At 37.4% G+C, this 17,034-nt stretch carries 17 protein-coding genes; 11 read left to right on the top strand and 6 right to left on the bottom strand.

The annotated features are described in order from the left end of the window. Window positions 1–28: 28 nt before the first annotated feature. Window positions 29–1,195, bottom strand: coding sequence for an acyl-CoA dehydrogenase family protein (locus O4O04_RS02970; RefSeq protein WP_272534083.1), 1,167 nt, complete (start codon window positions 1,193–1,195; stop codon window positions 29–31). Between the two features lie 124 nt (window positions 1,196–1,319). Between O4O04_RS02970 and prfB the strand changes: the two genes are divergently transcribed. Genes prfB through O4O04_RS02955 form a run of 3 tightly spaced genes read left to right on the top strand, consistent with a single transcriptional unit; the run spans window position 1,320 to window position 5,338 of the window. Beyond that, window positions 1,320–2,450 carry a peptide chain release factor 2 gene (prfB, locus tag O4O04_RS02965; protein WP_272534082.1) on the top strand — a complete coding sequence of 377 codons (1,131 nt, stop codon included), beginning with the start codon at window positions 1,320–1,322 and terminating at the stop codon, window positions 2,448–2,450. A 5-nt stretch (window positions 2,451–2,455) separates the two neighbouring features. After that, on the top strand, window positions 2,456–4,006 hold the full coding sequence (locus O4O04_RS02960; RefSeq protein WP_272534080.1) for a sigma 54-interacting transcriptional regulator: 1,551 nt from the start codon (window positions 2,456–2,458) through the stop codon (window positions 4,004–4,006). A gap of 24 nt (window positions 4,007–4,030) precedes the next feature. Continuing rightward, on the top strand, window positions 4,031–5,338 hold the full coding sequence (locus O4O04_RS02955) for an OmpA family protein (protein ID WP_272534078.1): 1,308 nt from the start codon (window positions 4,031–4,033) through the stop codon (window positions 5,336–5,338). Between the two features lie 36 nt (window positions 5,339–5,374). On the opposite strand, the gene O4O04_RS02950 is transcribed toward O4O04_RS02955, so the two are convergent. After that, window positions 5,375–6,718, bottom strand: a complete 1,344-nt coding sequence (locus tag O4O04_RS02950) for a glucose-6-phosphate isomerase (protein WP_272534076.1) — start codon at window positions 6,716–6,718, stop codon at window positions 5,375–5,377. A gap of 90 nt (window positions 6,719–6,808) precedes the next feature. Between O4O04_RS02950 and galK the strand changes: the two genes are divergently transcribed. The 8 genes from galK (at window position 6,809) to O4O04_RS02910 (ending at window position 14,155) form a co-directional block, all read left to right on the top strand. Next, window positions 6,809–7,951: a galactokinase gene (galK, locus tag O4O04_RS02945; protein ID WP_272534075.1), complete on the top strand. Its 1,143-nt coding sequence runs from the start codon at window positions 6,809–6,811 to the stop codon at window positions 7,949–7,951. Continuing rightward, window positions 7,951–8,367, top strand: coding sequence for an STAS domain-containing protein (locus O4O04_RS02940; protein WP_272534073.1), 417 nt, complete (start codon window positions 7,951–7,953; stop codon window positions 8,365–8,367). Before galK ends, O4O04_RS02940 begins: the two co-directional genes overlap by 1 nt. A gap of 195 nt (window positions 8,368–8,562) precedes the next feature. Beyond that, window positions 8,563–9,189, top strand: a complete 627-nt coding sequence (locus O4O04_RS02935; RefSeq protein ID WP_272534071.1) for a hypothetical protein — start codon at window positions 8,563–8,565, stop codon at window positions 9,187–9,189. Further along, window positions 9,189–10,160, top strand: a complete 972-nt coding sequence (locus O4O04_RS02930; protein ID WP_272534070.1) for a hypothetical protein — start codon at window positions 9,189–9,191, stop codon at window positions 10,158–10,160. The genes O4O04_RS02935 and O4O04_RS02930 overlap by 1 nt, the downstream gene beginning before the upstream one ends. 20 nt (window positions 10,161–10,180) lie before the next feature. Next, window positions 10,181–11,698, top strand: coding sequence for a phosphate ABC transporter substrate-binding/OmpA family protein (locus O4O04_RS02925; protein ID WP_272534069.1), 1,518 nt, complete (start codon window positions 10,181–10,183; stop codon window positions 11,696–11,698). Window positions 11,699–11,811: 113 nt separating this feature from the next. Then, the gene (locus O4O04_RS02920) at window positions 11,812–12,558 is read left to right on the top strand and encodes an ABC transporter permease (RefSeq protein WP_272534068.1); all 747 of its coding nucleotides are present in this window, start codon (window positions 11,812–11,814) and stop codon (window positions 12,556–12,558) included. Continuing rightward, entirely contained in the window at window positions 12,555–13,361 is an 807-nt protein-coding gene (locus tag O4O04_RS02915; RefSeq protein WP_272534067.1) for an ABC transporter ATP-binding protein, read from the top strand. The genes O4O04_RS02920 and O4O04_RS02915 overlap by 4 nt, the downstream gene beginning before the upstream one ends. Beyond that, window positions 13,358–14,155 carry a DUF3865 domain-containing protein gene (locus O4O04_RS02910; RefSeq protein ID WP_272534066.1) on the top strand — a complete coding sequence of 266 codons (798 nt, stop codon included), beginning with the start codon at window positions 13,358–13,360 and terminating at the stop codon, window positions 14,153–14,155. Before O4O04_RS02915 ends, O4O04_RS02910 begins: the two co-directional genes overlap by 4 nt. A 7-nt stretch (window positions 14,156–14,162) precedes the next feature. On the opposite strand, the gene O4O04_RS02905 is transcribed toward O4O04_RS02910, so the two are convergent. The 4 genes from O4O04_RS02905 to O4O04_RS02890 form a co-directional block, all read right to left on the bottom strand. Continuing rightward, on the bottom strand, window positions 14,163–14,543 hold the full coding sequence (locus O4O04_RS02905) for a response regulator (protein WP_272534064.1): 381 nt from the start codon (window positions 14,541–14,543) through the stop codon (window positions 14,163–14,165). Continuing rightward, complete coding sequence (locus O4O04_RS02900; RefSeq protein WP_272534063.1) at window positions 14,536–16,071, bottom strand: MASE3 domain-containing protein; 1,536 nt, start codon at window positions 16,069–16,071, stop codon at window positions 14,536–14,538. The genes O4O04_RS02905 and O4O04_RS02900 overlap by 8 nt, the downstream gene beginning before the upstream one ends. Window positions 16,072–16,202: 131 nt before the next feature. Further along, window positions 16,203–16,577, bottom strand: coding sequence for an LA_2478/LA_2722/LA_4182 family protein (locus O4O04_RS02895; protein ID WP_272534062.1), 375 nt, complete (start codon window positions 16,575–16,577; stop codon window positions 16,203–16,205). A gap of 175 nt (window positions 16,578–16,752) precedes the next feature. After that, window positions 16,753–17,001, bottom strand: coding sequence for a hypothetical protein (locus tag O4O04_RS02890; RefSeq protein ID WP_272534061.1), 249 nt, complete (start codon window positions 16,999–17,001; stop codon window positions 16,753–16,755). Between the last annotated feature and the right edge of the window lie 33 nt (window positions 17,002–17,034).

Below are 17,034 nucleotides of genomic sequence, written 5' to 3'. Positions count from 1 at the left end.
AATTCATCAAGACTTAGTGAGAATTCTTTCAGACGTTCGGACCCTCTATTCCTTTGCCATCATTCAAAAACTTGGACACGATGACTCTTTGTATCTGAGATGTACCTTCATAGATTTGGAAAATTTTGGCATCACGCATTAGCTTCTCCACTGGATATTCTTCATTGAATCCATATCCACCAAAAACTTGAACTGCGTCCGTACAAACTCTCATACACATATCAGCACAAAACATCTTAGCGATAGATGCTTGGTATGTATTTCTATAACCTTGATCAATCATCCAAGCAGCTTGGTAACAAAGAAGTCTTCCTGCTTCCACATCACGAGCCATCTGTGCAAGAATAAAACTTACGCCTTGATTGACAGAGATGGGTTTGCCAAAAGAATTTCGAGTATTCGCATAACGGATAGAATGCTCCATTGCAGCCTTTGCAACACCGACTGCACCCATAGCAACTCCAGGCCTTGTATGATCAAATGCTGCCATCGCAATTTTGAATCCTTCTCCCTCTCGTCCAACCATATTGGAAGCTGGGACTTTCACATCTTCGAAAGTCACACCACGAGTATCTGAACATCGCTGACCCATATTCTTTTCTTTCTTGCCAACGATCACTCCAGGAGCCTTGGCATCGACTATGAAACCAGTCATAGCTTTATGTCCTGCAGAAGGATCCGTCTTAGTTAGAACAAACATCCAGTTCGCATAACCAGCATTAGTGATCCACATCTTAGATCCATTGATGATGTAATCATCTCCTACTCTTTTTGCTGTTGTTCGAATTCCTGCAACATCGGATCCAGCACCTGGTTCTGTTACAGCATAAGCACAGATTTGGAATTCTTCCGCCATCGGAGCGAGATATTTCTTTTTAAGTTCGTGGCTTGCACCGACCAAGACGGGTGCTAAAGCTAAATTATTCGCAAGCATAGCTGTTGCCATTCCAGAACATCCAGCAAAAAGCTCTTCATTCATGATGACTTCGTCTAGATCGCCCATACCTGCTCCACCGTATTCTGGTTCGATATGGATATTCATGAGCCCGATTCCCCATGCTTTTTTTAGTATTTCGAGCGGGTATTCACCTGTTTTATCGTGGTGTTCCGCGTTAGGAATCATTTCATTTTTGGCAAAATCGCGTGCCAAGTCTCGAACTGCTTTCTGCTCGTCCGTTAGTGAAAAATCAAGCATGGTCGCCCCTGTTATGACAAAGTTTGGTACTAAAATCCTGTATAGGGGGAAATCGTCAAAGGCAAAAAATAAAGACCCTGTTTTCTCCTTGAAAAATTCCCTAGGCGTGAGATTTCTTTCTTGAATGGATTATAAACCTCCCAAAGAACTACTTCGTCTCAGCAAAGAGGCGATTGACACTTTTCAAAATTATTGGCGTACTTTAAATTTACAGGAAGATCTAGATCGATTGCGATCTCTCGAAGAAAGATCTACAGACCCACATCTCTGGGACAATCCTGATGAGGCTCGTAATGTAACTCAAAAGAAAAATGAATTGTCCGCAAAGATTGAACCCTGGTTGGAACTTAGGAAAGAACTTTTTGACTTTCCTGATTTAATTGAAATGACAATCGAAGAATTAGGCGAAAAAGGAGCACAGTCCTTGAACGAGGATTATGCTTCGATCATGGAGAGATTTGAGACACTAGAAATGTCGGAAGCTCTTCGCGGTAAGGATGACGCTTGTAATGCTTTCATCAATATTCATCCGGGAGCAGGTGGTACTGAGAGCCAAGATTGGGCTGAGATGCTTCTTCGAATGTTTAGTCGTTATCTTGAAAAGAAAGGATATCGGTCTCAGCTTGTCGACTACCAAGAAGGTGATGCGGCTGGCATAAAGAATGCAACAATTTATGTACAAGGTGAAAATGCTTTTGGATATCTTAAGGGTGAATCAGGAATTCATAGATTGGTTCGAATTTCTCCCTTTGATGCAAACAAAAAAAGACATACATCGTTCGTATCTGTCTACGTAACACCAGAGTTAGATGATACCATAGATATTCAAATTGATGATAAGGACTTACGAGTTGATGTGTTCCGTTCTTCTGGTTCTGGTGGTCAGCACGTCAACACAACAGATTCTGCTGTTCGAATGACCCATCTTCCGACTGGAGTTGTTGTATCTTGTCAGAATGAAAGATCGCAGATCAAGAACCGAGACACTGCTATGAAAATGCTCAAAGCACGTTTGTATGAGATTGAAAAGCAGAAAGCTGACGAAGAAAAAGAAAAATCTGGCGGCGAGAAGAGAGACATCGCTTGGGGTTCACAAATTCGTAGTTATGTGTTCCATCCTTACAATATGGTAAAAGATCATAGAACCGAACATGAAACTGGAAATGTACAAGCAGTTATGGATGGTGAATTAGAGCCGTTTATTATGGCATTTTTGAAATCACGCACCTTAAAAAAGGAAATCGCGAAGGTCTAAACTGAATGGATGTCATTAGTGAAGAAAAAGATTTCTCCGAGCTGATCTCTCATATTCAAGTAGAATTGCGTAATAAACCCACGATTTCTGCAAAAATGGATTATATATTAGAGGAATCTTTGCGTCTCTTCGATGCAACGACTGGATCGATTTCCCTTGCTGACCCAGAACAGAAATTATTGACCATCGTTGCCGCCAAAGGAATGGACGGTGAGAAAAAACTTGCTGCAAAATTCCCATTTAGCGTTGGGATCACCGGGCAATCTGCTGCAAATAAAGAAGTGGTTTATTCACCTGATGTCAGCAATGATCCAAGTTATGTGAAATTGATTGAATCCGTTCAATCAGAATTGGCAATTCCTTTGATTGCTCAAGGTCAAACAATCGGTGTTTTGAATATAGAATCTGATAAAGTTGATCATTTTGCTCCAACAACCATTAGTCGAGCGAAAGTATTTGCGAATCAACTCACCTTTGTGCTTTTAGAAGAAAGAATTACAAAAGAAGCGGTCAATCTGAATAAGTCAAGTTCAGACCCAATTGAAAGTATAATTGGTTTTGATGCACAGATGCTTTTTCTCAAAACCAGAATTCGGAACGTTGCATCAACAGAGACTTCTGTCCTCATCATTGGAGAAGAAGGCGCTGGGAAACAACTTGTTGCCAAAGCTCTGCATCGTTTATCGAGTCGCAGAGAAGGACCTTTTGAAATAGTTGATTGCTCCGCTCTATCGGGCGACCTGCTCGAAGTGGAAATGTTTGGAGCAGGAGAAGTGGGTACCGAAGGAAGAATCATCTTTGGTAAATTGGAACGCGCACATAAAGGAACTCTTTTCATAGATGCAATTGGAGATCTTCCATCTGAACTTCAGAAACGACTACTTCAAGTATTGAAGCAAGGAACTCTTCAAAGAGGAAAAGGTGAAAAGCCTATTGCCCTGGACTTGCGAATCATCAGTGGAACAAGTCGTGACTTGATCGGAGATTTAGAAAAAGAATCATTCAATTTGGATTTATACTACCGCTTGGCTGAGATTCCATTGAGATTACCACCGCTTCGAGAAAGGCGTGGTGATATTCCTCTTCTTGCTCATTATTTTCTACTGGAATTCAATGGCGTCTACGGTAAGAATAAAACTCTAGCTCCTGACTCTATTAAAGTTCTGAGCAATTATTCTTGGCCTGGAAATGTGCGTCAGCTTCGCAATCTCATCCAATACAGCGTCATTGTAAACTTAGAGGATGAGATTCAACCTGCTAGCTTTCAGGGTGAGATCATGGGTAAATCTGAATTTCCGATTATTGGAATAAAGGAAGATTCGGATATTCAAATAGCTTCTCCAGTTACTGGTATGGAAATTCTGTCTCCTGCGGACAATTTGTCTCTTAAAATTGCTACTGAAAGGTTGGAAGCAATGTGGATACGAGAAGCCTTCCAAAGAGTTCATACTCAAGAAGAAGCAGCTAAATTGCTTGGCATAAGCCGAGGTGCATTGCAATATAAGATACGGAACAATAGGTTTTTGGCAGATTTCCACTCGGGAAACAATGGATAGAAACCGATAATAAGGTACAAAGTTATGGCAGATTCATATTACAAACAAATCAAAGGCAAAACCTACGATCGCGCGATGTTAGAAGTCGCTGAGAAAGCTGAAGCTAACGCAAAAGGTGGCAAACCTGTCATCGGAATGGATCTAGCCCAGGAATTATTTGAGGCTCTCGTTGACGGGCAAGAATATACTGATGTAGAAAAAAAATCGATGAAGTACATTCGAGCCAACTATCTCTTCACTCCAGAAGCAGATGAATACATCCGTCGTGAGATAAGAAGATTTGCTGCCATACAATCTTCACCGGTTCTAACGGAAGTTGACAAATTGAAAAAAATAACGGAAGCTCAGAAGAACGCTACTGACAGCGATTCATCTTCCAAGAAATCAAAATCTTCCAAAGCTAAGGCAAGTTCTTCTTCAAGTAAACTGGATAGTTCATCAGAATCAATACAAGAAGATTATGATCAAGATGATTTTCCATTGAGAGAAGATGACTCTTCCGACTATAGAGAGTTAGTTGAATATCGACAAGAAGAAGAGGAAGAAGTCGCAGCACTTGAGAACAAAAGGAGAAAAAGAATGATTCGAATTGGTTTAATTGTACTATTTGTTCTTATGCTATTAGGAATAACTTGGAGCGTATGTCGCCCGAAATCTGATGCAAATGAAGTTTCTGATCCTAAGGGTTTTGAGACAATTGATGAATCTCCGAATAAATCAGATGATGATGTAAAAGAAGCCTCGAATTCTTGGTTTGGATCCAATAATGATGAACCTATTGAAGATCCCGAATATTCTAGAAAAGACAAAGAACTAGAAACCAAGAAAGAAGCTGAGGAAATCAAAAAATCCGAAAAACTTGTTGAGAACAAACAAAAAGAATCAAAAGATGAAGGACCTGGATCGGAAGAGTTTTCTAGAGAACCAGGCAATGCAGCTCCTGTAGTTCGAAAAGCTTACAATATCAACTCACTCAAGAGTAGCATCAGTTTTGTGAATTACTTAGAAGTTCCTTTTGTTCGTAACCAAGATGATCTAACCTCCGAAGGCAAAAAAGCCTTGGATGAATTGGCAACTATCTTGAACAAGCACAACCAAATGATTGTTCGTATCGAAGGTCATACTTGTTGGATTGGAACCAAAGAAGATAACCAAAAGTTATCCGAGGAACGAGCATCTGTAGTTTATAACTATCTCAAAGGCAAAGGTGTATCCGATTCAAACCTAAGCAAACGGGGTTATGGTGAGTTGGATCCAGTTGCAACCAATCGAACAAAAGAAGGAAGACTCAAAAACCGCAGAGTTGAATTTACAGTTCTTGAGTTGAAATAAATTTTCGGATAGAAACAATTTCAAAGATGGTAAAGATCAAATTTTTTTCTCGATATCATCTTTTCGATCTTCATATCCTTTCTTACCAAGAAGTGCGAACATATTGTTCTTGTAGTCTTCAACTCCAGGTTGATCAAATGGATTGACCCCTAGAATGTAACCGGACACTCCGCAAGCAAATTCAAAGAAGTACAATAGTGCTCCAATATTCTCTTCATCCAATTTTGGGATAACAATTTCTATACATGGGACAGAACCATCAGTGTGGGCGACAAGTGTTCCAAGTGTAGCCTTAGATCCAACCCAAGATAAAGACTTGCCTGCAAGATAGTTCAACCCATCAACGTCACCGTCCCGTGCTGTTAGTTCAATATCTCGTTTAGTAGTCTCTACTCGAATGACTGTCTCAAAAATAGTTCGCTCTCCATCCTGTAGATATTGACCCATGGAATGCAAATCAGTGGTAAGATCAACGCTTGCAGGAAAGATTCCCTTTTTGCCCTTGCCTTCACTCTCTCCATACAATTGCTTCCACCATTCTGCGACAAAATGCAGAGCTGGATTGTAATTCACAAGGATTTCTATTTTTTTGCCAGTGAGGTATAAAGTATTACGAAGAGAAGCATAACGACATGCTAAATTTTTGGATGGATCTTTTTCTTCTGTCAAAACCTTTTGCATCGCCTGAGCACCAGATACTAGAGCTCGTATGTTGGCTCCCGAAACTGCGATGGGAATCAATCCAACAGGCGTTAGCACTGAATAACGACCGCCCACATCATCAGGAATTACATAAGTCTCAAATCCATATTCATCTGAAAACTTTTTTAGTGCACCTTTGGTTGAGTCAGTCGTTGCTATAACGCGACTTTTGGTTCCATCTTTACCGTATTTCTTCTCAAGTAGATCTATGAGCAATCGGAAGGCTACCGCAGGCTCAGTAGTCGTTCCTGATTTAGAAATCACATTTACAGAAAATTCTTTCTCAGCAAGAAAATCCAATAGATCACGATGGTAGTCTGGATCAAGGTGATGACCAGCGTAGAGAATTTTGGTTTTGGATTTTTCGGTTCTATAAGAATCAAATGGATTGCAGACTGATTCAATCACAGCTCTTGCACCCAAGTAGGACCCGCCGATTCCGACAACGACCAAGTATTCGGATTGATTGCGAATTCGTTCTGCTGTCTTTTCTATTCGAACCAACTCTTCATTTGTTATACCGCTCGGCAGATTCACCCAACCTAGATATTCACTTCCGGCACCATTTCCTGCAAGCAGCATATCCATCGCTTTGGCAGATTGCTTGAGTATGGCCTCCCATTTGGGTGGGTTCATAAATGATTCTGCAAAACGAGCAAGTATTTGAATTTGATTCATCCCACAAGCTTGAGCAAGATAGAGAAGAAAGACAAGAAAAATCTGAAAAATCTTCTATTCAAAATTTCGTTTCGATTTTAAACCATTGATGTGAGCGAAGCATTTATAAAACAATTCGGTACGGGAAATGGATCGATAAAAGAAAGAAAATTTCAAGCACCAGCAAGAATCAATATCATCGGAGAGCATGTAGATTATTTAGGAGGAATTGTTCTTCCAGCAGCCATTGATTTCCATATCAATGCAACCATTCGACCCAATGGAACTAGTGGTTACCGGCTCTATTCAGAAGATTTTATGTCCTTCTGGGAAACGAATGAAATCACAAAATCAGATAAGGCACCCTGGGCAAATTATATACTCGGTGTGATTGATCAATTTATGGAGCGCGGATTCGAAGTTCCAGGTTTTGACTTAAGTCTGGAAGGCAATATTCCACAAGGAGCTGGACTTTCCAGTTCTGCAGCAGTGGAAGTATCCGTCGGATATGCAATCAATGAAGTATTTCAACTTGGACTGGATAGAACGGAAATAGCCCTCATCGGACAAGCAGCCGAAAACCATTTTGTAGGAACCAATTGCGGAATAATGGATCAGTTTATCATTGCTTGGGGCAAGGAAAAGCATTGCATATCACTGGATACTTCAAGTTTAAAATTTGAATATCACCATTTTGATCTGGGCAACCACGAGTTCTATCTCATCCAATCCAATGTAAAGCACTCGTTAAAGGACTCAGCTTATAATGATAGGCGAGCAGATTGCGAAAACGCATTAAGGAAAATACAAAAAATCCATCCAGGTCTCTTGAACCTTTATTCCTTAGAGTCAAGTACAGATCTTGCAAGTCTTGGACTTTCAGATAATGAATTAAAAAGGGTCAAACACGTCATTACTGAAAAAGCGAGAACGGAGCGAGTCATTGCAGGACTGAGAGATGGAAACTTTATTGATGTCGGTAATGCTCTCTATGAATGTCACGATTCTTTGTCAAAATATTTCGAGGTTTCTTGCCGAGAAACCGATTTTCTAGTAGAAACCTTACGAAAGGAGAAGATAATTGGAGCAAGGATGATTGGCGGTGGCTTTGGTGGATGTATACTTGTGATTGATCAAATAGGTCGCATGGATGACACTCGAGCCAAGATAGATCAGGCCTACAAAGTCGAATTCGGAATGCGAGCCGACTTTTATCAATTTAAGATTTCTGACGGAGTTAGGGAAATAATTTAATGAACGACAATCACAAACTATCTCTCGAAATCGATAGCGGTGATATGCGTATGTTCCGCATAACAGGAATTCTTCCTGCAAAGATTGAAGACTCTGCAGCGGTCATTAAGCTCGAAGGTGAGATCAATCTATATAGCTCACAGCATATAAAAGAGATCATTGAAAAGCTATTGATAGAAGGACGAAATAAAATATTTATCGATCTTGGTGATGTTACTTATATTGATTCTTCTGGATTGGGCGTATTTCTTGGTCTTCATTCTAAAATCTATAAGGCGGGCGGTGGTATCAACCTATGTTCTCCATCACAAAAAGTGAATTACGTTCTCGAATTAACAAAGTTAGTGGGTTTACTCAATATTTTCAATACTCTTGAAGAAGGGATGGAAGTATTTGCGAATAAAGAATCAATTTAGATAAAAACATAGCATTTCTGCTCTTTCAATCTCTCCATTTTTAGAAAATCAAAGCTTCCATGCTTTCGAAAATTCAATCAGCCGAAAACGAAAAATACTTTCAAAATAGAATCATAAATTGAATTATGATACCTCTAGGTAATTTTAATTAATCAAAAGTAAAGAAATTATTAACATCAGGGATGAAATAATAAAATGCCACTAAAATCAATCAAAAATCTATTTATTCAGACAGAATTTACAGGGGAAGAAGAACCAGCAGAAACGAGTAAAGAAGCTGCGAAAGCAGAACCCACTCCTGCTCCGAAATCCAGCACACAAGTTTCCTCAAAACCTGCGACAACTAAGGAAGTTGGTAGATTTGTTGAAATACTCACCAAAGATATAGAAAAATCCAATCTAGACGGTTACGATTATTTAGAATTTAAGACATCGATCGAGGAACTAAAAGAGAGTGGACTCACTCAAGATCAAGCGATCAAATCTGCATCCATTGCAGTCAAATCACTTACCTCGCCTAAGAACATCATAGATTCGATAAGCCATTATAAACAAGTTGTTGATAAAAATAAAAAAGAATTCGAACAAAATGTTGTAATAAAACTAAAAGAAAAAATTCAAGAAGACCAGAAGGAACTTGCAAACACAGTTTCTGAAATCGAGAGATTAAAAGGTCTAGAACAAAAATTGCGAAAAAGCATTGAAGAGAATGAGCAGAAAGCGGAAACTAATTCGCATGGATTTGAAGAAGCTTATAAGATAGTTATTGCTACTTTGAAAGAAGATGAATTATCAATAAAAAAAGTACTAGGGGATAAGTAATGAGTTCATTATTGGATGATAAGGAAAAAATAAAATCGTTCTGGAAAAAACCAGAAGGTGTCACTGGTGCTATATTCATGGGCTCCATTGTATTTGGAATTGGATACCTTCTCTATATTGGACTACCAATTATAAATGAGATCCTTTCAAACTTATGGTATACGATTTTCTCCGTTGCCGGATTGTCGGCTATCGTATATATCGCGTTAGATCCTAAATTTAGAACAGCCATTTGGTATCTCTATAAACAACTCATGAAAACTTTAACGGGTCTCGTGATCAACCTAGACCCAATTAAGAATTTGGAAATCTACATTGATCATCTAAAAGGCACGATGAAGGAAATGGATTCCAAGATCATGGGTCTGCGAGAACAACTCCAAAAAATCGGGAATAAAATTACGAAGAACGCTGAAGAAATGGAGAATGAACTAAGAAAAGCAAAATCCGCTAAAGATCAAGGCAATGCAAAAATCACAGCTCTCTCTGCCAATCAAGCAGCAAGACTAGTTGATAGCAATAAACGATTAGGAGAATTAAAAGAAAGATTGGACAAATTGTACAATCTCTTATTTAGAATTCGAGAAAATTCTGATTACGTTCTACAAGATACAATCAACGAAGTGAATTTACAAAAAGATGAATATCTTGCTTACAAGGAAGGACATTCTGCACTCAAAGCCGGAATGAAAATTCTAAAAGGTGACCCAGATAAATTAGAAATCTACGAAGCAAGTTTACAACTACTCGCTGACAACGTTTCACAAAAAATTGGAGAGATCAATTATTATATGGATATAAGCACAGATGTAATGAATACAATCGATATTGAGAATAATGTTCTAACTTCTAAAGGTTTCGATCTATTGGAAAAATTAGAAAAGAACAATCAATTACCGGATTCTATAACAAAAAGAGACAAGGCAGATACAAAACTCGACTCCTCATCCAAATGGGATTCGTTTTTATAATTTAAGGAGAATATGACTACATGAAAAAAACTACACTAACACCATTTGCAAAAATACTTATAACAATATTAATTGTTGCTGGCTTATTCTTCGGATTACGCTGGTTAGCTCAATCTGACCTAATCGGAACACAGTCTTCTGTTGCAATACCTGAAGGAGTCCCAAAAGATACGAAACTCTACAACGTATGTGTTGTAACCTGGGGCGGTTATGCTGGTGGACAATATTTTAACAAAGGCTTTAATGCAAGTGCCGAGAGTCGATATTTCAAAGACTATGGCTTCCTTGTAAACTTTACCGTGATTGATGATTTTGCAACCAGTAGAGACGCATTCAAAGCTGGTAAGTGCAATCTCTTGTGGGTAACAGTTGACTCATTTCCAACTGAAGTGGATGCTCTCGCAAAAGTGGAACCTATTTTCCTTTTTCAAGCGGACTGGAGCCGAGGTGGTGATGCTATCGTTGTGCGTGAAGGAATCAAAACTATCAATGATCTTAAAGGCAAAAAAGTTACAGTAGCTTTTGGAACCCCAAGTCATACTTTTCTAATCTGGATGCTCAAAGCGGGCGGACTGTCGATGAGCGATATTGAAATCGTTGAAGTTCCATCGGCAATTGATTCCGCAACAACTTATAAAGCGGGTGCTGTTGATGCTGCAGTAGTTTGGAGTCCTGACGATGAAGACCTCGTTACAAGAGTTCCAGGAAGTAAAGTGTTGAAGAATACAAGAGATGCATCGCATATTATAGCGGATGGATTCTTAATCAGTAAACCTTTTCTTGAAAAAAACAGGCAAGATATTTCTAATTTAGTGCGTGGCTGGTTGATCGGTGCATCTGAAATCAATGCAAGCGAAAAAGCAAAAAGAGAAGCTGCGACAATTCTTTCTAGAGGATTGAATCAACCTGAAGACTTTTGCTACAATGCTATAAATAATGTTAGGCTAGCAACATATGGAGATAATATCAATTTTTTTGGAATAGATACTTCTTACCAAGGCGTCAAAGGTGAAGAATTATATACTTCTATGGCATATGAATATGCTCAGATCAATCTTGCACCAGCTCGAGTTCCTGCTTGGAGATCTGTGATTGATATGTCTTTTATATCAGAACTTAAATTAACAGGCAATGCACATGCAGCTGAAACACAAAAAGTTTTCTCTCAAGCAGGTGGAGACAAAGCAGAAGCGTTCGCAGTAAAAAGAATCACTGTAAATTTTCCAACAGGAAGTTCCACTCTTACAGATGAAGCAAAATTGGTGATATCTCGTGAATTTGGTTCAATAGCAAAAGCTTTCGGAAACGCTAGAGTTCGTATTGAAGGAAATACGGATTCAGTTGGCAGTCATGATTTGAACGTTGCCTTATCTGAAAAACGAGCCAAATCTGTCGCAGATTTTCTAGCCACACGTTACAGCTTTAGCAAATCTAGATTCGTAATCGTTGGAAATGGTCCAGACAAACCAATAGCATCCAACGATACCGAAGTTGGACGAGCTCAAAACAGAAGAACGGATTTCGAGCTAATTCAATAAAATAGAAACAATTTATAAATAATTTTTTATTAAATTATTTATAAGCTTGAATCAGTCTGAGGGATCTACTCAGGCTGATTCAATTTATCTGAAGATTATTAAACGGAGAAAACATGATCTACACTATCAGTGGTTTTTTTATCATAATGGCGATCTGGACGTTGATTTCCTTGACTGGAATTATATCTGAACTTATTTTGCCTTCGCCCTTCAGCGTTTTCTCTTCTCTTCCAAGGATGTATCAATCCGACAACCTCCTTCAGAATATTATCTATTCATTGTATTTGAATTTTGCTGGATACGGTCAAGCCATAGGGCTTGCGATACCACTTGGCTTTTTATTGGGCTTATTCCCAATAGTACGAAAAACTTTTAGCAAATACATTGATGCAATACGTTATGTACCTCTCACGGCAACTCTGGGATTGTTCATTGCTTGGTTTGGAATTGAAGATACTATGAAAATTCAATTTCTAAGCTTTGGTATTTTTGTTTATCTACTTCCAACTGTGGTTCAGAGAATCGATGAAGTGGACAAAGTCCATTTGGATACAACATATACACTTGGTGCAAGCAAAGTCCAACAGATCATAACCGTCTACCTGCCTTCAGTTCTATCTAGAGTCTCGGATGATATCCGTGTTCTAGTTGCGATTTCTTGGACTTATCTTGTCGTAGCCGAAGTAATCAATCGGACTGGTGGTTTAGGTGCACTGGCTTACTTGAGTGCACGTCAAAGTAAGATTGATCAAGTTTACGGAGTCTTGATCGTGATCATGATCATCGGACTACTTCAAGATAGATTGCTCTTCTACATTGACAAAATCATTTTCCCATACAAAAAGGTTGGACACAAATGAATCAGTTGGAATTCCCAAATTCGAAGTTAGATGATGTTATTGAACTTAGAAATATCAAACAATCCTATGATGGTGGACAGACTTGGATCCTCCAAGATTTAAATTTTCTCATTGAAAATAAACCAAACCAAGGTCAATTTGTTGCAATTCTTGGAACATCCGGTTGTGGTAAAAGTACTGTTCTTCGGTATATCTGTGGATTACAAAAACCCACAGCCGGCGAAATTTTTATCAATGGAACTCCGAGAGAAATTAACCATAGAGTAGGAATGGTATTTCAGAGATACTCTTGTCTTCCCTGGTATACTGTATTAGAAAATGTTGAATTAGGAATGCGATACCAAGGAATTTCTTTCAACGAAAGACGAAAGGAAGCAAGAAGAATTATTGAACTTGTAGGACTCAAGGGACACGAAGATAAGTATGCCGAATATCCTATGTTATCTGGTGGACAATTGCAAAGAGTAGCGATTGCTATGAATCTTGCAATCAAACCTGAGATCCTTGTGATGGACGAACCGTTTGGTGCACTTGATGTTAAGACAAGATTGGATATGCAAGATATGTTGAATGCGATTTGGACTGAACTCCATACAACTATTGTTTTCGTAACTCATGATATTGCTGAGGCTGTGTATCTTGCGGATGATATTTACATTATGGCATCCAATCCGGGAAGATTTGTAAAACATTTCAAAATCCCTCTACCTCTGGAAAGAAGTCGTGATCTTAAGAGAGATCCAGTCTTCAACAAAACTGTCTTTGCTGTTGAAGATTTTATGATGGAGTTAGAAAAAAAATGAGTTCTCAGATTCAAACTTTTGATGAATTAGTTTCAAAACTTCAGAAAGATAATGATCAGTTCTTTCCGCAACTCGACTACAAAAGAAATAATATTGTTCGCGAATTGCAGAATGATAAAGTAAAGTATACAGTCAATGATGCATTGAATGTTCTAAAACAATATTCAATTTTCTCCAATGAAGCGATACATATGTTACTTGACGCAACCATTCGTAACCACGATTGGAAGACATTGCAAAACGAAATCATTCATAATATTCAAGAAGAGCTAGGCAGTGAGACATTGGAAGTTCCGCATCTTGAATTGATGCGCCAAGGATATAGGGAAGAATTACTCTTTGATCCAGATAAAGTTGAACCGTGGTCCTCAACTAGGGCTTTCCTAGACACAATGAAAGATATTTTCAGAAACGATGACAATGCATTCTCGGCTGGAGCTCTATATTCTTTTGAATACAATGCAATTCTTGAATTTCATATTGTTGAGAAAATATTTCTTCACATCGTGGGTGCTGATTATAGCAAATCCAAAAGTTTACTCTACTATTATATTCGAGGGCACAAGGAATTCGAAATCAATCACAGCGAAGATGTGCTAAATTCAATGAGAAGTTATTTTACAAAATATGATGATAAGCTCTTTTCTAAATTCGAACATGGGTTTCTCATTGTTGCATCTTCAATCAACAAGTGGTGGTTAGATTTGGACTATGAACTAAATAGGAATAAATATTTTCATTTTGAAATTGATATACCGGACTTAAAGAAATCAATCTTCAAAGAAAATAATTAAAATCTAACTATTGATTGAATAGTGATAACAGGATAGATTTCAATTCATTCATATCAATTGGTTTGAGTAGATAACCAATTGGGTCGAGTTTTTTTGCAGATAGACGAATCAATTCATCATCGTATCCTGTAACAAAAAGAATCGGAACTTTTGATTCTTGTAGAATAATTGTTGAAGCTTCAATTCCATCCATTTCCCCAGCAAGTCTAATATCCATTATCACAAGATCTGGATTCTCGAGGCGAGCCGTAAAAATCGCATCTTCTCCCGTAGATACATGATATATTAACTCGAAACCAATTTTCCTAAGTTGATGCTCCATTAAAAGAGCATTGAAGGTTTCGTCTTCAACTAGTAGAATTTTAGTTGTTTTTAAATCTTCAGACACGTGCTTGGTATATGTTCATTGGGAAATCAATTACCCAATGGATTCCTTTTTCCTCTATGAGATTAATGCTACCTTTCATTTGACTCTCACCTAACATGAAAATCAGCTTCGATCCAAATGAATTCTTGAAATCCGAAAGATTCTCTTTCTCCAATACAACATCACCAGAATCCTTGTACTCAAATCTGTAATTTTTATCATCGATAATACCAAAATGAATCTCGATGAAGCCTTTTTTAGTCTTGGAAAAAGAATATTCCAAACTTTGAGATATCATTTCATTTCCAATCAAACCTAACGGAATTGCGGTATCCATTAATATCTCTAAATCTTGAATATTGAAAACAATTGAAATTTCTTTACCTTCTTTATCAATTGAATCAAATAAATATTTTGATAATTTTTGAAAATATTCTCGTACAGAAATCTTAGATAGATTCTGCGTTGAGTAAAGAAGTTGATGTACAAAAGATATTGCCTGAATTCTATCTTCTGTTTTCTCAATCAATTCTCCAATTTGTTTTAAATCTTTATATTCATTCCCCTGCAAAACTAGCATTCCTTTGATTACTTGTAGGGTATTATTTATACGATGATACAATTCTCTAATCAAAGTTTCCTTAACAAGAATCATACCTTGTAGCTTTGATTCAGTCTGTTCATGCTCAGAAATCTCTGCTTTTAAACTCTCATTGGAACGGGAAAGTTTTGAATAAGGTCTATTAACTGAATTTACAAATATTCCTTGATAAATGCAATAAAAAGAAAGTATTTTATAAACATGACCAAGCATACTATAGCTATCATAAACATTAGAATATGTGGTAAAGACCATGCTACTTAGTATAGAAAATATAAATGCAATAAGGAAATATATTATGCTTAAATCATCCGTTTCTAACATTTTATTATAATAAAAAATAAAAGCAAAAACTAATAAAATGACAGTTATGTATTCAGATAAGATTTTGAATCTTGTCAAACCTTCAGGATAACGATATGTGTCTGGAAAAAATTGCGGAAAAAAAGTAATCCATATAAAAATAATAAAGGAAAAAGCAATATTAATACCGAGAATCCAATATTTTGAAAAAGATAACTGACTTTTTTTTTGAATAATTCGTGAACTAATCAGAAAAATCAATGCTGTGTATGTTCTAACAACAATCCAAAACTGTGTTGATTTGTTCGGAGAATTTGGTGTAATAAATGGAGACATACCTTCGTATGATAGGGCATGCATAAAATCCAATAGACCGATCGTTAGAAAGGAAACTGCCAAAAAAAGATCATGTTTATTGTGGTTTTGCTCATATGTATACCATCCCACTCCAAAAATTGATAGTGAAACGATCACGCTAAATATTTCAGATATATTATGGAATAGTAAATACTCGGAAGAACCTAAAGTAAAAACGAAAGTTTCAGGAAACAGAATTAGGCAGAAAATAGGAAATGAAAAAAATACTGTAAAAATGATTAAAAATAGCACCGGTTTGGAGCGAGCAAAAGAAGAGACTGTATGCATGATTTAAAAGGTTGAGACTCTCAGAAATCCAAATTTTATCAGAATAGTCAATAATAAATTAACTATTCTGATAGATTTTATATGACACGGATTAATTTTTAAATGAAATTAAAGTTCCCTCGCCATATTATTTATTCTTGAAATTGGGCACAACTTGAAGGATTTTCTCCTGCCATGAGAGACTCACATGATGCCTTAGACATATCGCTCATACATTTCTTCATAGCTTCTAACTCTTCTTTGGTAATTTTTCTCTGATCAGATTTATCGTCACCAGCTGCACCGTGGTTTACATATTGTTGCACACATACGTCCCCACTTGGGAATAGCGATTCCATCATTTTTTTCTGCTCAGGAGGAAGTTTTGCGGCTTGCTTCATAACACATTCTGACATTTTTGCACAGATTTTCTTGGAATAACCATGCAATTCTTTGGCTTCTTTTGTAGAAGGCTGCGCATTTAAAGCAGCAGCTAATAAAATTGTGAACAGTATTGATATCTTCATTATTCAACTTTTTCTCAGTTCTTTAGATTATTGTCAATTATTTGTTTAATATACAGCACAATGATTTGTTCAAAATGAAAACTATTTAGATTACATTTAGAGGTTTCATCTAAATGATTTATTCAAAAAAGCAAGTAGGATCATTCTACTTGCCAAATTAGTTTTAGATCGCAAGTTATTTACGAACTGTAATATTTGTAATTAAAGTTGTCTCTGTAGATCCTACGGAAGACGCAACGAAAAAGTAGTCTCCAGAATTGGAAACCGTAAAGCTTCTGCCTTCACCAAGAGTAACTTGAATTAGATCTCTACTTGCCAATGCCGAAGAAGTACCATCTGTAAATTCACATCGTGTTCCTTTATAAGCGTTTAAAGTGACTCCAGATTTGATTCCTTCAAATATCACAGTAACTCCTTTAGCCAAATTTGCCGCTATTACTCCACCATATAGAGTATT

The organism is Leptospira sp. GIMC2001 (assembly GCF_028462125.1).
Classification (GTDB): Bacteria; Spirochaetota; Leptospiria; order Leptospirales; family Leptospiraceae.
The sequence above is the reverse complement of the archived record's forward strand: the minus strand, read 5'-3'. Positions and strand labels throughout refer to the sequence as shown.